The 15443-nt window shown below is 48.1% G+C and carries 12 protein-coding genes and 1 pseudogene; 6 read left to right on the plus strand and 7 right to left on the minus strand.

The genetic code is table 11. From position 1 onward, the window contains the following. Positions 1-19 precede the first annotated feature (19 nt). The 3 genes from AC52PS_RS04045 to AC52PS_RS04055 all read left to right on the plus strand — a co-directional run bounded on the left by AC52PS_RS04045 (position 20) and on the right by AC52PS_RS04055 (position 4255). Complete coding sequence (locus AC52PS_RS04045; protein WP_495561756.1) at positions 20-1858, plus strand: NAD(P)H-hydrate dehydratase; 1839 nt, start codon at positions 20-22, stop codon at positions 1856-1858. Then, on the plus strand, positions 1855-2427 hold the full coding sequence (locus tag AC52PS_RS04050; protein ID WP_495561757.1) for a hypothetical protein: 573 nt from the start codon (positions 1855-1857) through the stop codon (positions 2425-2427). Before AC52PS_RS04045 ends, AC52PS_RS04050 begins: the two co-directional genes overlap by 4 nt. Before the next feature lie 127 nt (positions 2428-2554). Beyond that, the gene (locus AC52PS_RS04055) at positions 2555-4255 is read left to right on the plus strand and encodes a formylglycine-generating enzyme family protein (RefSeq protein ID WP_495561758.1); all 1701 of its coding nucleotides are present in this window, start codon (positions 2555-2557) and stop codon (positions 4253-4255) included. 372 nt (positions 4256-4627) lie between these two features. On the opposite strand, the gene AC52PS_RS04060 is transcribed toward AC52PS_RS04055, so the two are convergent. From AC52PS_RS04060 to AC52PS_RS04080, 5 genes and pseudogenes are all read right to left on the minus strand, one after another. Then, the gene (locus AC52PS_RS04060; RefSeq protein WP_495561759.1) at positions 4628-5872 is read right to left on the minus strand and encodes a hypothetical protein; all 1245 of its coding nucleotides are present in this window, start codon (positions 5870-5872) and stop codon (positions 4628-4630) included. Next, positions 5865-7106: a hypothetical protein gene (locus tag AC52PS_RS04065; RefSeq protein ID WP_495561760.1), complete on the minus strand. Its 1242-nt coding sequence runs from the start codon at positions 7104-7106 to the stop codon at positions 5865-5867. Before AC52PS_RS04065 ends, AC52PS_RS04060 begins: the two co-directional genes overlap by 8 nt. 350 nt (positions 7107-7456) lie before the next feature. Further along, on the minus strand, positions 7457-8350 hold the full coding sequence (locus AC52PS_RS04070) for a transposase (protein ID WP_495561761.1): 894 nt from the start codon (positions 8348-8350) through the stop codon (positions 7457-7459). Then, positions 8341-8568: a hypothetical protein gene (locus AC52PS_RS04075; RefSeq protein WP_495561762.1), complete on the minus strand. Its 228-nt coding sequence runs from the start codon at positions 8566-8568 to the stop codon at positions 8341-8343. Before AC52PS_RS04075 ends, AC52PS_RS04070 begins: the two co-directional genes overlap by 10 nt. After that, a pseudogene (locus AC52PS_RS04080) lies at positions 8565-8708 on the minus strand (hypothetical protein); the annotation flags it as partial. The gene AC52PS_RS04075 and the pseudogene AC52PS_RS04080, both read right to left, overlap by 4 nt. Before the next feature lie 816 nt (positions 8709-9524). Here AC52PS_RS04080 and AC52PS_RS04085 point away from each other — a divergent pair. Together AC52PS_RS04085 and AC52PS_RS04090 are read left to right on the plus strand one after the other, a co-directional pair. Then, positions 9525-9938, plus strand: a complete 414-nt coding sequence (locus tag AC52PS_RS04085; RefSeq protein ID WP_495561763.1) for a hypothetical protein — start codon at positions 9525-9527, stop codon at positions 9936-9938. Then, positions 9935-10375 carry an NUDIX domain-containing protein gene (locus AC52PS_RS04090; RefSeq protein ID WP_495561764.1) on the plus strand — a complete coding sequence of 147 codons (441 nt, stop codon included), beginning with the start codon at positions 9935-9937 and terminating at the stop codon, positions 10373-10375. Before AC52PS_RS04085 ends, AC52PS_RS04090 begins: the two co-directional genes overlap by 4 nt. 173 nt (positions 10376-10548) lie before the next feature. Here the strand turns inward: AC52PS_RS04090 and AC52PS_RS04095 are convergent, their stop codons facing one another. Together AC52PS_RS04095 and AC52PS_RS04100 are read right to left on the minus strand one after the other, a co-directional pair. After that, on the minus strand, positions 10549-11418 hold the full coding sequence (locus AC52PS_RS04095; protein WP_495561765.1) for a phosphotransferase: 870 nt from the start codon (positions 11416-11418) through the stop codon (positions 10549-10551). A gap of 49 nt (positions 11419-11467) precedes the next feature. Continuing rightward, positions 11468-12748 carry a glucose-1-phosphate adenylyltransferase gene (locus tag AC52PS_RS04100; RefSeq protein ID WP_495561766.1) on the minus strand — a complete coding sequence of 427 codons (1281 nt, stop codon included), beginning with the start codon at positions 12746-12748 and terminating at the stop codon, positions 11468-11470. A gap of 126 nt (positions 12749-12874) precedes the next feature. On the opposite strand from AC52PS_RS04100, the gene AC52PS_RS04105 reads away from it, so the two are divergent. Further along, positions 12875-15205 (plus strand): DEAD/DEAH box helicase, encoded by a 2331-nt coding sequence (locus AC52PS_RS04105; RefSeq protein ID WP_495561767.1) that lies wholly within the window; start codon positions 12875-12877, stop codon positions 15203-15205. Positions 15206-15443 lie beyond the last annotated feature (238 nt).

The following is a 15443-nucleotide window of genomic DNA, read 5'->3' on the forward strand; positions in this document are numbered from 1 at the left end:
AGGAAAAAAGGAATATTCCATGGCAGAACACCGTACTCATAAACACCCACATGCTAATTCATCCAGCGGGCAGCGAAAAATCCCCGCCCGTGCCGGAAGATTTATAGCGGATACAGAAATTATGAGGTCTTTCGACCGTGAATCAGCAGAGATCGTTCCCGAGATGATCCTAATGGAGCAAGCCGGCACAACCATGGCCAATGAGTTGCTCAGAGATGTGCAAAAAGCCGCCGGATATCAAGCCTTTTGTATTCTGGCCGGACCGGGACATAACGGCGGCGACGCGCTGGTTCTCGCCCGCCACATTATTCAGGCCGGATATCAGGCGGAAGTTTTTTACCGTCCCCCCTCAAAGGAGGACCCACTCGTCTCCCGCATGCTTCGAGCCCTGGATACCGATGAATCCCGGGTACGAATACTAAATTCAGATCCAAACGATGAATCCTGGGACCGCTTTTGTGATTTCCTTGACACCCGGAAGTCGGAGGCATTCTCATGGGTTCTGGTTGACGGGTTTTTGGGGTCGGGAATCAGCCGCCCTCTCTATCCTTTGAATCTGGGGCCTGTGAACCATGGGCCTGTAAACCATGGACCGGTAAACCATGGACCGGTGAACCAAAGCGCTGCAAACACCGAAAAACAAGCCGCAGACCACAGCTCTGTGAACCGCGGGAAAGAGAACACAGACCACAGCCGCGGATTACAACGCTTGTGTGCGTTGTGGAACTCCTGGCCCGGTAAACGGTATGCTCTGGATGTTCCAAGTGGTAGCGGTGAACAGGCTTCCTCCGACTGGCCCATTCTTAAAGCTGATGTGACCCTCGGGGTTCAGTTCCCTCGGCGCTTTCTCTTTCGACCCGCTTTCCGGGAACTTGCAGGTGAAATCCGTACCATCACCATAGGTTTCCCCCTCTCCCGCTTGGAACGGGTGTATGCCTCCTATCCGGATTCTTCCACATCGTCCGCTAAGCCGGAGTTCAGCCAAGTTGATGATCCGGGACTCAGCGAACGGATATCTCTCGAAATGCTTCAGCAGCTGGTTCCACCCCTCCCTTCCCACGCCCATAAGGGCGTACGAGGCAAGGTTGAAGTGTATGCCGGCAGCGAGGGAATGAGCGGGGCTGCACGGCTTTCGGCATCCGCGGCCCTCCACGCTTCCGCCGGACTGGTAAAGGTGTATAACAGCAATCCCAACGTTCTGGAAAGCGTATCAGCAAATGAAGCGGCCCTCATGACCGGAACGCTTCCGGATCAAAGCTTCCAACCCGGAGAGTGGGGAAGCGCTGCTCTAGCCGGACCGGGCTGGGGAAGGGGAGCTGACCAGCGAAGTATACTTACGTCTTTGGCTCAGTCCCCGATTCCCTTACTTCTGGATGCGGATGCTCTCCGTTTACTGGCATCAGATACCGCAGTACGGGAAATCCTTGCCGGCCGCTCTCCTGCCCTTGTATTAACTCCCCACCCTGGGGAAGCTGCGGCGTTGCTGAATAGAGATCTCAAGAAGATTCTCCATGATCCCCTTCAATCTGCGGCCGAAATTGCCCGCATCTATGAGGCTTCAGTTGTGATCACTTCTTCGTTAAGTTACCTCGCGGACCCTCAGGGGCGCAGTGCGGTATTAGATGCGCCGAATCCTGCGCTGGGAACCGCCGGAAGCGGAGATTGTCTGGCCGGAATCGGGGCGGCACTTTTGGGGAGAGGGCTTGAGGCCTGGGACGCGCTGAGAGCCGCTGTACTGATTCACAGTGAAGCAGGCAGAAGGAGTTATGCCAGCCTGGGTTTTTTTTCATCCACTGAAATGCTGCCACCCATTTCCCGCATACTGGGAGAACTTCAGTACCGGGGAGTTGAAGTATGAGAGAACCAAAATCACCGGAAACCCACACACCCGGGAGCGACCAGTATCATTTTCACTACAACCGTGAAGAACGCGTGAGCCTGGCCGGAGACAGTCTGGGAAGAGTGGATCACCGCTCCTGGTTCCGAAAGAACCGGGGAAATGTCCTGCTGATTATCGATATTCTTCTTATCATTATCATATTCATCATATTCAACACGTTTTTGAAACCTGATCCCAGCACCTCGGAGAATGAAACCCATCAGTTTCAACTCAGGGCAATTCAGTTCGGAAATGAGATCCTCGCTACAGTTAAAATCCGTGCCCTGGAGGATCTGGTATCCGGAAGCCCGGGAACGGTCCAGGTGAGCGTGGAAACCGCTTCCGGAAGGGAAAATTCCGACGAGTTCGCAGAGAACGAGTGGGAAATCCGGGAATTACTGCCTGATACCCGTGATCGGGAACGAATTGTCCGCTTCCGGCTCCCAGGAGAATTGCTCGATACGGGGCAGGATGTTCCCGTTATTGTTGCCCGTATTATCACCGGAATCGAAGAGATTATTCTCCGCCGGCAGGTGGAACTGGAATAGCACCGGGAGAATCAGTATAATTATACACAGGAGCTAGCGGAAATGCCCCACCTGGACTTTAATGGGGAAAAGAGGCGGCCCTCCATGGCCGCCTTGAATATAGAAAAATACTTGTCAGGAGAAAAAAATGAAAAATAAATTACCATTGTTAGGATTGATCATCCTTGCCTTGATGATTAGTGCTTGTAAGAATCCATCAGTTGATACTTCTCGTGATGTCATCGACATCGCAGCAATCCCCGGCGTAACAGCACCTGCTTACGGAGAAACTCCGGTAAGCGTAATTACTGAAACGTCCCAGTACACTGGAGAAGTAAGCTGGTCACCAACTGTCAGCAGCACATTTGCTGCTGACACGGTGTATACTGCGACTATTACTCTGACGGCGAAGAGCGGGTACACATTGACCGGAGTGGCCGCGGATTTCTTTACAGTGAGCGGTGCAGCAAGTGTGTCAAACAACGCTGATTCCGGTGTGGTAACAGCGGTATTTGCGGAAACAGTAGCACCAGATGTCATCGACATCGCAGCGATGCCCGGCGTAACAGCGCCTGCTTACGGAGAAACTCCGGTAAGCATGATTACTGAAACGTCCCAGTACACTGGAGAAGTAAACTGGTCACCTACTGTCAGCAGCACATTCGCTGCTGAAACGGCTTATACTGCAACCATTACCCTGACGGCGAAGACCGGCTACACCCTGACTGGTGTAAGTGCGGATTTCTTTACTGTGGCCGGGGCTGAGACAGTAACTAATAGTGCTGATTCAGGTGTGGTAACAGCGGTATTTGCGGAAACAGCAGCAGCAGCAGAGAGCGGTTTTACCGGTGCATCAACTGTAGGACAAAATGGCACTATTACTGTGGACTCAGAGACAGCAGACATGATCTACGCCAACAACCAGACCAGTATCATTTTTCCCTTTTCCCCATTATCAGCAACACCAGTTGACAATAACCTTGCAACCCTGACGAGAAAGTTCTTTATGAGCGAGACCGAGGTGACCAACGCCCTCATGACCGAGGTTCTGCAGTGGGCGTACAATAATGGCAAGTTCAGTACCACCGTTGGCGACCACAACGGCCTTGACAATAGTACGGCAAAACATGGCGGCCAGCAGCTTCTTGACCTCGATGACCTTTCTGCAAAGATCAACTATTCCGGCGGCAGTTTTACGGTAGACTCAGGTTTTGAAGACCACCCGGTGGTAGGTGTGACCTGGTACGGAGCTGTCATGTTCTGCAACTGGCTGACCGAGATGCGTGATGGGAACACAGCAAATGCTGTGTACACCGGTATTGATACAACCTGGGTTCATACAGAAACGGTTGAAAACGCAGATAGAAACGGTTACCGCCTGCCCTCAAGCGAAGAGTGGGAGTACGCATCTCGTTATATTGGCAGCACTGAGCCCACAGAGGGCGATCTGCCCACAGAATATGTGGCAGCCGGTGTTAACGGCGGTCATGCAACCTTGACAGCCGGGTACTACTGGACACCTGCTGATTATGCCAGCGGAGCCAACCGGGACTATACTAACGAGACAGAGACCAGAGAAGTAGCAATATATGATTATACAGATCCAAATCCATATTCTGAAGCTCAAGAGGTGGCAAGTAAAACAGCGAATCAGCTTGGGCTTTATGATATGAGCGGCAATGTGTGGGAATGGTGTTTTACAGCGACCGGGGGGTCTTACCGCGTTATACGGGGCGGCAGCTGGTTCAGTTCTGCCTCCCGCCTGCAAGTTGGCCGCTGGCTCACTAACTACGCCCCGGACTCCGAGAGCTACAACAGAGGCTTCCGCTTTGCGAGGACAGCAAACTGAAAGTTTGCATAACATTTTGGTTTTTTACTTTTTTACCTTTTGTCAACCTGCCGATAGTCAGGTTTCATAGGCTGGTCGTAAACCGGAGGTTTCCGACCAGCCTCCTGGAGTCAAAAAAGTGGAAATTCAAAAAATCTGATCTTATGTTCCTATCCTTAGTGGAGTTGTACCCAAACACTCATTATATTCTCAGTATTATACGGCTGCGGCATAACTTTCTGCGATAGTTATTTAGCTTTCATTAACCTTCGCGGCTGGAAGCAACTAAGTTCACTTCGATTGAGCGGTTTTGACGGTTTTCGCGGCAATTTTTCCTCGCGCACCTACTGCTACACTTGCGCTCCGGTATATCTTTTCCTATCATTGGGAACATTAATCTTGGAACAAGCGCAAAATTCGAATCCCCTGCAGGTTTCCGTATCCACCTTGGGAAACAATGATGCTGCCGTCTGGAAGCGGCATGATATCCATAATAAAGCGAAGATCAACATCAAATGCCCGTTCGGCCAGCAAACCTGGTTCTGTGGTCCAGTCACTCAATGGATTTGTGAAGTCGAATCTCTTATCGACTTCACCACTGATAACTGTGGCCTTCCCATTCCGATTTTCGATTCGGATAACTTCATCGATGTTTCCAAAGAGAATGTTGTGCTCATTGTCCACTGAGAGATAACCGTCACTTACTGAATACCTATATGCCGAATAATATACTTCAACATACGGCAGACTCACATCATCCAGAACTGGGATATCAGAAAATGTACTGATCATTCCGTCTGAATCTATTCTTCGAAGCCGCGGTATGTCAGGACGGGCATAATTGAAGTCACCATCCAAAAAAGTAATTGCTGAATCAAAGAATAGGAGGCCGTCTTGTTCTACGGCTATGGCGAAGGGTCCTGCCAACAAAGCCTCGGTCGCAGGAGTATTTTCTGTGCTGTCGACTGTACCCTGCGAACCCTCTGTGCCAGCAATTACACTCCAGCTGCCACCGGTATCTCCCGGAGAAGACATTGCATATTCAAGAATAACGAACTCAGTGGGTATCGATACGAAAATAGACAGACCATCCCCCGAAATAGCTGCACCAGCGTTGGGATTGATCACACGCCACGGTGTGTCGACGGGAACAGTGCTTATCAGCGAGGAGGAACCATCCGAATAGTCAAGAGAATAAATTTTTTGCAAATCATCAATAGGATCGAAACCTACAACGTATGCATTACCACCATCATCTACAATAAGATCTCGCACATAAATATCGGGTCCGGCGTAGGCATTTGTAAGGGTTTCAAACCGAGCTGAAACGGAGTTAATATTGTTCGTTGCCCAGCTATACGCGATAAAAACAGCGTCCGAATCATCTGTCGACTCTGCAGCGGGATTAGCGGCAATATGAAGCAAGGACCCAAGGGTTGGCGAAAACCCGTCATCAATAATTTCAAAACCATACTCTTGAATATCCTCAGCAGCACGGGTCCACAACACCTCAGCAGAAAAATGGTCAGCGGAATTATTTAACGGTCCGAATAAATTGCTGCACGCGCTTAGAAGCGTTAGAGATAGCATTCCAACTACTGCGTAAAGAAGCCAATTCTTATTCAAGCTTTTATTCATAAAGATCAACCATCCTTAGAAGGAAATTTCTTTCGCCCTGCAGGGTCTGTAATCGACGGAGGGAAGGTATGGTTAGCGGCAGGGAACCTAGGGAGAAAACTGTGGCGGGGACCGCCACGGATGCAATTTGACTTGCACGACGGACTGAAAGCCGGCCTACATAGGCCTCATAATAGCGATCTTCATTTTGATATTCTTCGTAACCCCGTATTCCCTGATCGATTGCATAGCCGGAAATGACGGCAGCAGCAATTCCCAAACCGATTTGGATTGGTCGCAGTATGCGATTCACCCGCTCAATGTTTTGCAGGTCAGCCACCTGCTGTTCCACTTCCTCAAGCCGAGGTCGAAGGGAACCACCGAAAGAAATCAAAACACCAATTGAATCTTCCAATTGTGCTTCAATTGCAGGATCCATAAGGCTGGCTACAACCCTTCCTCGAGCCGAATCGGCTGTTGATTCCAATAGAATGCCCAGAGAACGATGGTTATTTTTCAGTGCGAATGTATATGGGGTTTCTTTCTCCCCCCGGGTGAAGCTGTGAATAGGCAGCTGTTGGGCCGCATTGGTGAGGAATGGTTGTTCATACTCTTTAATTGCTTGGTATAAACGCTCCGAAACCCGTTGAGACGCTAAAGCAAATAGTTCTTCTACCTCCTCCCGGGCGGGAGTGAGTTCATAGGCGCGGGCTGAAAATCGGTAGGCATCTAGCAGGTTTTCAGACAGCAACCCAGCATAATAATGCCCGAGCCACTGTTGAGGATGGTCGTTTGCATAGCCCAGGGCAAACAGCAAGGCAGATTCCCGGAAGGTATGCGAATAATCGGCATACTCGAGCCCGTACGCTAATTTGCTCTGCAAGAACTCTTCCGCCCTGTCCACATCACCAGCGAAGTCAGAGGAGGGAATATCTATTGGGTAGAACGGGCGCGAATAGTCGTACAGATCATCCGGTTCGTTAACAGCGGTCTCCACATGCCGTTCATAGGCAATGGCATCATCCAACGCACTGCTGTATACAAAAAACTCTGGAGGATTTAAAGTGCTTGCAATCGTCGACAGCAGTTCGTTTTTCCTCTGTTCAATTTCAAGCTTCTCCGATTCCAAGTACCCGAGAAATGTGCTCTCCATGAGTTCGTTTATGTATTCCTCGATCTCTGTCAATTCCTCTAATATAGCCTCCCCAGCTTGTAGCAGTTCGAGAGGAGAACGAGTATTGGAAATTTCTTCCAAGGGGAACAAAGCCCGTAGTTCTTCGAAGTTGACTGAGGGAGGATTGCCTTCAGTATTCTGAGCATTCATGGATAATGGGAGGGCAAATATGAGAATTATGCACTGAAAAAGTAATTGAGAGGGTATTGCAAATTTCCGCATATCAGCTCCTAACAATACATTACAATAAAAGTAATGTAACTGAGAAGAAAGATCAAATGCAGAGCAATCACAAGAAATATGTCGTAAGAAGGACCATCCATATGCACAAAATACTGGAAAAAACCGACCTCAAACGAATTTCATTTTTCGAAAGCTGATCCAAAGATGAAATATTGTTCTCAAAATTAATTAGGGCCTCCTGAAAAACCCTACGCTGCCACGTTAGCACACCCATACAAGGGTGAGCAGCGGTAATTCCCGATTTTACACAAAATTCTCAGGCACCGGAGAAGGGCGCAAAAAAGATCCTTTCGAATCTTTTCCAGTTTCATCACCAGCATGATCATAGCCACCTGGGTTTCACTGGTTGCAGCCAACTTTGTCAGTAATCGTCCCATTGAGTAGCGTCGTTTTACTCTAGCGAATATTCCTTCAACTGCAATTCTTTCCAACTCATCCTGACGAGCCTGCTTCTTTTTCTCTCGCTTTTCATCAGGATCTTTCGGTGGTCGACCCAGCAGTGGACCGGATAATCTGATTCCCTTTTCTCTGTACCAGCTTCGGTTGTCCCTGGTGCGGTAAATCTGGTCATCATGTATTGATGCAGGGTACATGCCGTATCTGCATCGATATTCTTCAGCTTGAAAAATCACATCCTGCGATTCGTTGAATGGATCCCATGAACTGCGATCAATAAACATCAGTCCGTTAACATTCGCCGCCGAAATCTCCATGCCAAACTCTATCGGCGTACCAGCCTTTCCCCTGACAATGGGGCGAAGATGGGACTGGGAGTTACTCACGATCCTGCCTGTCACCCGGTGATCCTTAGCTTTATACATTTGTTGCTGCTGGCGAAGCACTTCAGAAACAACCTGGAGATTGCGGTACTGACGTTTAGACAGGTGCTGTAATCCCGTTTCGTCTGCTAACTTCTCTATATGTCGCAGGTTACGTTGTATGTACCCAAGCTGTTTTCGAATGGCCTTGCGGATCTTGTTTCTTCCGGCTTTCCGCTTTTTGATAACCGACAGAAAATCCTTTCTCGCCCGCTGACGGTAGGTTCTCGGCTTTATTGACCAGGAAGCTTTCGTTAGATGCAAAACATCGATGGTCTCTTCCAGCTTTTCTCGACCCTCATATAGAGGGAGAGATCTGTTGAATAACGGATATCCGCCGGAATACAGGTAGCATCAAGGAGAAGCTTACCGCTGTTTCCTACCTCAGAATCTTCTTCTTCAACTTCCGGATCATTTTCCTTTTTTTTACGCTCTTCGGCAATTATCATTTCATTTGCCAGGGAAATCATGTCCATGCTCATTTTTCTTTTATAATCAGGGCGCCTAACGCTGTACGGAATTGGATTGCCGGAGCTCCTTGCCCGCTCTCTATAGCGAATTGTGAGGCGTATTCTGCTTCTAAATCCTCCCAGGGAATTAAATCGGCAAGCTGCACCCAGCGGTTATTGGGGTTTAGGTTTCACCCAAATGGCAGGTAAAAATCCTCAAATGCAAACTGCTGTGAATCTTCACTCCGATACATATTCCCCTCCGCCACAGAAACCGGTGCAAGGGTTTTCGGCAATTTTTCTCAAAAACCTTGCACTTCAACAGTAAATTCTAGCAGTATGCAGAGTCTTACGGCTCATTTGACTCATTATAGTAATGGCCTGCTGAAAAGCAGACTATATACAGGCACGGTATCGAAAGCGGGTCTAATCGTTTGAAACGGGGCTGGTCGCAATTCTTCGAATTGCTGATCGCCCAAGCATCCGGGGGCGGTAGCTGGAACAATTCTGCCAACAACCTGCAAGTTGGCAACTGGAACAACAACAACCCGAACAATGAGAACAATAACATAGGCGTCCGCTTTGCGAGTACAGGCGCGTTTATGCGTATTCAGCTATTCACGGATAGTTCAACAGGTTAGCGCAAGTCTAGATACCGTACCGGCCCGTGCATAAAAAACCGCATGGCAAACAGTTTTAATATCTCTATTCTGGTACTGTAACGGGAAAGGGTAGTGATTTTTCTTATTTCGGGATACTGCTTTATACGTTATGCTTTAAGCAGAAAAACGATTACAGGAAAACATCCGTGTTTCCCTGTAGTGCCTGGTACCGGACTGCGGGGCACATCCGCTAACAGAGTTTACAAGATTACGCCTTCGGCTCCATCCAAATTGTCTTGCTGCGCAAGCCAACTTCTTGTAAACTCAAAATGATACGAGAACGTTTCTTTTTACCTTACTTTTCGGATTTCCAATAGGAGGAACAGAATGTTTCAGATATTCAGCTTATTTGTACTTGTATTAGGATTTTCAGGATTCATTCTTGCATTCGAGTGGTTTGATCAACGTTTAAAATGTGGCGAAGTCTTCAGCTCGGAAAAAATTCTTTCACCCAGATTTATCCTTATAACAGGTGTGGTTATGGCAATTCTCACCCTCTTGCGCCTGTTTTTTCCTCATCCTGGTAACCTGGCGGTCCTTGGAGACATCCTTCCGGTTCTCAGTGGAGCTCTGGCAACCCTCATGCTCATAAGTGAATACTTCGTACAGAAATCCGAGGAGCCGGCAGCATTTTTCCTGAGCTTTGATCGAATATTCCTAAGCCGCAGAAATCTAATCGGTGTTTTCATCCTGCTAACCGCACTGGTTCACTTCATCTTTCCGGGAATCCAGGTGCTGTGACCCAAGAGAAACACCCAACTGTAACATCGGTGGCGGGGCTTCTGCTCTCCGGCGGCCGGCTTCTCCTGGCCCTCCGAAGAAACGATGGCGGAGTAATGGACGGCCGCTGGGAACTTCCCGGCGGCAAATGTGAGCATGGGGAAGATCCCGAAACTGCGCTTGTGCGGGAGTGGGAGGAAGAACTGATGGTCACTGTCCGGGTTACCGGTTTTTTAGGCAGCGGTAAATTTTTTCATCGGGGTATTGAGCACAGTTTGCTTGGGTATCGTGTTCACTCCGATACGGTACCGAATAGTTCTCTTCTTCATGACCGGCTCGATTGGTTTTCCCGATCTTCTATAGAGGCAATGCTCGGCAAAGAGCCCGCAATGCTTGTAGATTCTGATCGGCAGCTGCTTTCTTTGCTTTTAGAAGAGAGCTTACCGGATCTGAGATAGCCGTCATGATCATGCCCCAAAGAGTGTGGAAACAGCCTCAGCTTGCTTTCCACGATGAGTTGAACTGCGAGCCGTATATGGCGTGTGTTCTTGCGAATGGAAGAACCGTGACATAGGCAAGTCAGTTCGAACTCCTTGTGATGCAGCCATTATAATTCAGCTAATTATATTTTCTATAAGGCTTCTATCCCAGCTTTAAATGCATCTTTATCTCCATTTTCTATGCCATGCAATGCCTCAGATAATGCAAATGTATCTTTATAAAATTTCATTCGAAAAAGCATGTTCTGTGTTATAGGATATGCCTCTATGATTTCAGAATTATACGGTGGTCGTAAAGTCGAGATTGAAGCAAGATCATATGCCGCATCACCAATTTTACTAAAGCTAAAATCAATTATTCCTGAAATTCTCTCTTGTTCTCTATCGTAAATGAGATTTGAACCGCCAAAGTCACCATGGGTTAAAACCGGTATATAATTAGCAAAATGATCCGTGAACAAGAATTCATTAAATCGTTTTTTTATGTATTTCTGCTTTTCAAAAGAAATAAATGGAAATAATTCCTTAATCGTCTTTTCAAGCATCAATTCGTAATAATGAAGTATTTGATCTTTAGGGGCAGGTAGCAATCCAATTTCTTCAGTTGAGATGCTGTGCAGTTCCCTTAATATTCCGGAAATTTGTTTGGCTACGCTTCTTTGTAAATCATCATTATAAATCTGCTCTTGTATTGATTTTGTGAATGGTACGCCCTGGATCATGGGATACCCCATAAATGCTTCATGCTCATCTACAAGATTCGAATACATGGGATCTGGAATACTACATGATATTTTATTTTTTATGATCTCTAATGTGCGAACTTCGTTTGATAAGTCAGCGGCCACACTTTTATATTTTGGGAAACGAAATATTAATTCTCCGTTTATACATAATATGTCATTGTATTGTCCAATTTTGGTGTTTAAGCTTGATTTGGTTATTAATAGATTTGGATAATGTTTTTTTATTGTTCCTAAATATTGATTGTGTTGGTTCATTTTTCCAGCATATCCTGGGTCTACATACCACTCTTTTTGGCATTTTTAGTCAGATAACTGTACCATCCGGGATAATCGTATTTTTTGGTACCACGATAATCTCGTCACGCACATAGTAAAACCCATTATCTCCTTCTTTGCGATCGATATTATCGATGCCGATTCGGCATCCCTGACCAATTCGGGCATTCTTATCGATAATTGCGTTTTTGATCATGGTTTTACCGCCAATACCAATGTCGGGAACTCCGCTATCCCTGTTTTCCTGCCGCTCTGCGGGGGTCTCATAATAATCGGCTCCCATGCAGATTGCTCCGTCCAGATTGGCACCGGATTCTATAAATGTGCGGATACCCACGATGGAGTTGGTAATGTTTGCGTTGGTGATAATGCAGCCGTCGGCGGTTAAGCTCTGACTGATTGAACTGAAGTTGAATTTGCTGGCGGGTAAATCCCGCTTGTGGGTGTAAATGGGCATTGCTTCATCATAAAAATTGAATGAAGGATAAATCCCTGCAAGACTCAGATTGGTTTCATAGAAATTCCGGATTGTTCCAATGTCTTCCCAAAAACCGGTGTAAATGTAGGACTGAACCTTATGCTTTTTTATCAACCCGGGAATAATTTCATGGCCAAAATCGGTGAGCGCGTTATCCAATGCCTTTTCCATCACCTCGGCCTTGAATAGATAAATGCCCATGGAACCCAGGTATTCCCGGCCTTCGTTCCGCATTTGGGTGTTTGGATGAAGTCGCTCGGGTATTCGCATTTCTTCAATATTTCGCTCAGGTTCAGGTTTTTCCAGAAAACCCTTCACTGTTCCTTTGCTGTTAAGCTCAAGAATTCCGAAACCGCTTGCGGCTTCCCGGCTTACCGGGGTGGCTGCGATGGTGGCGTCTGCTCCGCTTTCTATATGCTTAAGAAAAAAATCCGCCAAATCCATTCGGTACAGCTGGTCGCCGGAAAGAATGAGATAATGGCTGGGTCTTTGGGTCTTGAAATGGTGCATGTTTTTTCGTACAGCATCTGCGGTACCTTCATACCACCCCGCCTGGTCAAAACTTTGCTCTGCGGCCAGAATTTCTACGAAACCCTTGGTGAAGGAATCGAATATGTATGTGTTTGCCAGATGCAGATGCAGGGAAGCAGAATTGAATTGAGTCAGAACGTAAATGTTTTTGAATCCTGCATTAATAGAGTTACTGATGGGAATATCCACCAAACGGTATTTCGCGCCGAAGGGAACGGCGGGTTTTGCCCGGTTCTTGGTAAGGGGATAAAGTCTGGTCCCTTTTCCTCCGCCGAGAATAATCGTAAGAACCTGGGGCATGATATACTCCTTCTATGCTGTATCATTTCCATCTTGAGAAAAATCCTGCCAATCTGCAAGGGGGAAAAGGCCGATGTAAACCGGTTAATTCTTCTTTTTTTTCGGAAAACCGGATAAGATGATGCAATGCCCAAAAATACGAATTCAATACACGGCCGGGACCATGATATTATCCAGCAGCTTCGGGAAGATCCGGATTTCATGAGGTCAGTCACCCATTGGGAGGTTATACCTCCAGGGGATGGGATATATCGGGAATTTCCTCCGGAGCTTCATGAGCGAATTGCAGACGGTCTCAGGAAAAGAGGGATAGAGCGTCTTTACAGTCATCAGGCCGAAGCATTTACGAGGTCTATGCAGGGGCGGGATTTGGTGATAGTCACTCCCACAGCCTCCGGTAAGACGCTGAGTTATAATCTGCCGGTACTGCAAACCATACTCAGTGAACCTGACAGCAGAGCCCTTTACCTGTTTCCCACCAAGGCCCTTTCCCAGGATCAACAGTCGGCTTTGAACGAACTCACCCTGAACTCCGAATTGGGGGTGAACATTTCCACCTACGATGGAGACACCCCTGCAAGTCTCAGAAGCAGTGCTCGGGAGAAGGGGCAAATTATTATCAGCAATCCGGATATGATGCACGCGGGCATTCTTCCCAATCACCCTAAATGGATTAAGTTCCTGAAGAATCTTCGCTATATTGTCATCGACGAGCTGCATGCATACCGGGGTATTCACGGAAGTCATCTTGCCAACCTGATTCGAAGAATTCGGCGGGTATGCCGTTTCTACGGCAGTAATCCCCGGTTTATTTGCTGCTCCGCCACCATCGGGAATCCTGGGGAACTGGCAACCAGGGTGATTAATTCTGAAGTTGAACTCATAGATATAAACGGAGCTCCTTCCGGGGAGAAACATTTAGTGCTTTACAACCCGCCTCTGGTGGATCGAGTACAGGGTATTCGCAGGGGAACGGTAAAGGAGAGTCAGCGAATCGCACTCAGATTGCTCAGGGGCGGGGTAAAAACCATTGTATTTGCCCGGAGTAGAGTCAGGGTGGAACTTATCGCAGGTTATATCAGAAAGAGCCTGGAAAACATCTACAGTGATAATGAGCGGATCCGGGTTGAAGCATACCGAGGGGGCTATCTGCCCAATGAGCGTCGGGAAATTGAAAAGGGTTTGAGAGAAGGTCATATACAGGGAGTGGTTTCCACCAATGCGCTGGAGCTGGGAATCGATATCGGAGGGCTGGATGCAGCCGTAATGGCAGGCTTTCCGGGCTCCATTGCCTCTGTCTGGCAGCAGGCCGGCCGGGCGGGAAGAAGTGCCAGCCGGAGCATCGCCATCCTTGTGGCCTCCGCCTCCCCCCTGGATCAGTATATGGTCAAAAATAACGGATATTTTCTCGGCTCAAGTCCTGAGGCTGGGTTTATCAATCCGGAAAACTTTTACGTTCGGATGGACCACATTAAGTGTGCGGCATTTGAGCTGCCGTTTCCCGAGGACGGTGATCCTGAATTCCCCGATGCAGCAATGTATCTGCAGATTCTTGAAGAGGACGGGACGGTACGATTGAGTAGGGGCAGATATTACTGGTCTGACCGGGGGTATCCAGCCGAGGGGATCAGTCTCCGCTCGGCAACCACAGATAATGTGGTAATTATCGATACAAGCGGAGGAAGGAACGAGGTGATCGGAGAAATGGATCGGCCCAGTGCCAAGGAACTGATTTATCCGAAGGCCGTGTACATTCACCGGGGAGAGCAATATGTGGTCCATCAGCTCGATCTGGAGGAGCGCAGATGTTATGTGGAACAGAAGGAGCTGAATTATTACACCGATGCGGTGGTAAAGCGGGATATCAAGGTGCTTCAGGAGGATGAGAAGTATCAGGTAATGGGTGCCTCAGTGGTGTTTGGAGATATCCTTGTGCGTACCCAGGTGGCGAAATTCAAGAAGCTCCGGTTTAACACCCATGAAAACATCGGTTTCGGTGAAATCCATCTTCCTGAAGAGGAGATGCACACGAATTCAGCCGTAATTCTTCTGGAGAAGGATTCTCCCCCCGGGAAGATTTTTCTCAACAGAGAGCCTGGCGAGCAGACTGCGGTAATCAATCGGCTTGGTAGTCTCATACAGGCCACAGCTCCGGCATTTCTGCTCTGCGACCCCAGGGATTTGGGCATTGCAGAACGCATCAGGGATCCTCATTTCGCATCTCCAGCCCTCTACGTCTACGATAAATATCCAGGTGGATCGGGGCTGAGTGCAACGTTGGTCTCCAAACTTCCTGTTATTCTCCAGGCGTCCCGTGAACTGGTGGAAAACTGCCCTTGTGAAGAGGGCTGCCCTTCCTGCATAGGACCCCGACTAAAAGATGAAGAGATAGGAGAAAATCCTAAACCCATGGTAATTGAATTTATTTCCCGTTGGATGGAAGCGGCCATTTCCTGAGCCGGATGTCCAGGGTACTCCGGGTTGCTCCGGTATGTCCGGGATACTCCGGTAGACAGCTGAAGTAGGCAGAGAACATGGATCTGTATGAACGAATAAAAAAGATCAAAGAACGGCAGACTGCCCGGCCCGCTCCTTTGGAGGAAGCAGGTTCACGGCCGCCAGAAAAAATGACTGAGCAATTGCCCGGGCCGCCAGAGCAATTGCCCGGGCCACCAGAAAAAATGACTGAGCAATT

Source organism: Salinispira sp. (assembly GCF_059431795.1).

Bases quoted from the DNA above. Each gene is read 5' to 3' on its own strand.
- AC52PS_RS04045 (WP_495561756.1), top strand. From the start codon at position 20: ATGGCAGAACACCGTACTCATAAACACCCACATGCTAATTCATCCAGC.
- AC52PS_RS04095 (WP_495561765.1), bottom strand. From the start codon at position 11,418: ATGAACCAACACAATCAATATTTAGGAACAATAAAAAAACATTATCCA.
- AC52PS_RS04085 (WP_495561763.1), top strand. From the start codon at position 9,525: ATGTTTCAGATATTCAGCTTATTTGTACTTGTATTAGGATTTTCAGGA.
- AC52PS_RS04100 (WP_495561766.1), bottom strand. From the start codon at position 12,748: ATGCCCCAGGTTCTTACGATTATTCTCGGCGGAGGAAAAGGGACCAGA.
- AC52PS_RS04055 (WP_495561758.1), top strand. From the start codon at position 2,555: ATGAAAAATAAATTACCATTGTTAGGATTGATCATCCTTGCCTTGATG.
- AC52PS_RS04105 (WP_495561767.1), top strand. From the start codon at position 12,875: ATGCCCAAAAATACGAATTCAATACACGGCCGGGACCATGATATTATC.
- AC52PS_RS04075 (WP_495561762.1), bottom strand. From the start codon at position 8,568: ATGAGCATGGACATGATTTCCCTGGCAAATGAAATGATAATTGCCGAA.
- AC52PS_RS04060 (WP_495561759.1), bottom strand. From the start codon at position 5,872: ATGAATAAAAGCTTGAATAAGAATTGGCTTCTTTACGCAGTAGTTGGA.
- AC52PS_RS04050 (WP_495561757.1), top strand. From the start codon at position 1,855: ATGAGAGAACCAAAATCACCGGAAACCCACACACCCGGGAGCGACCAG.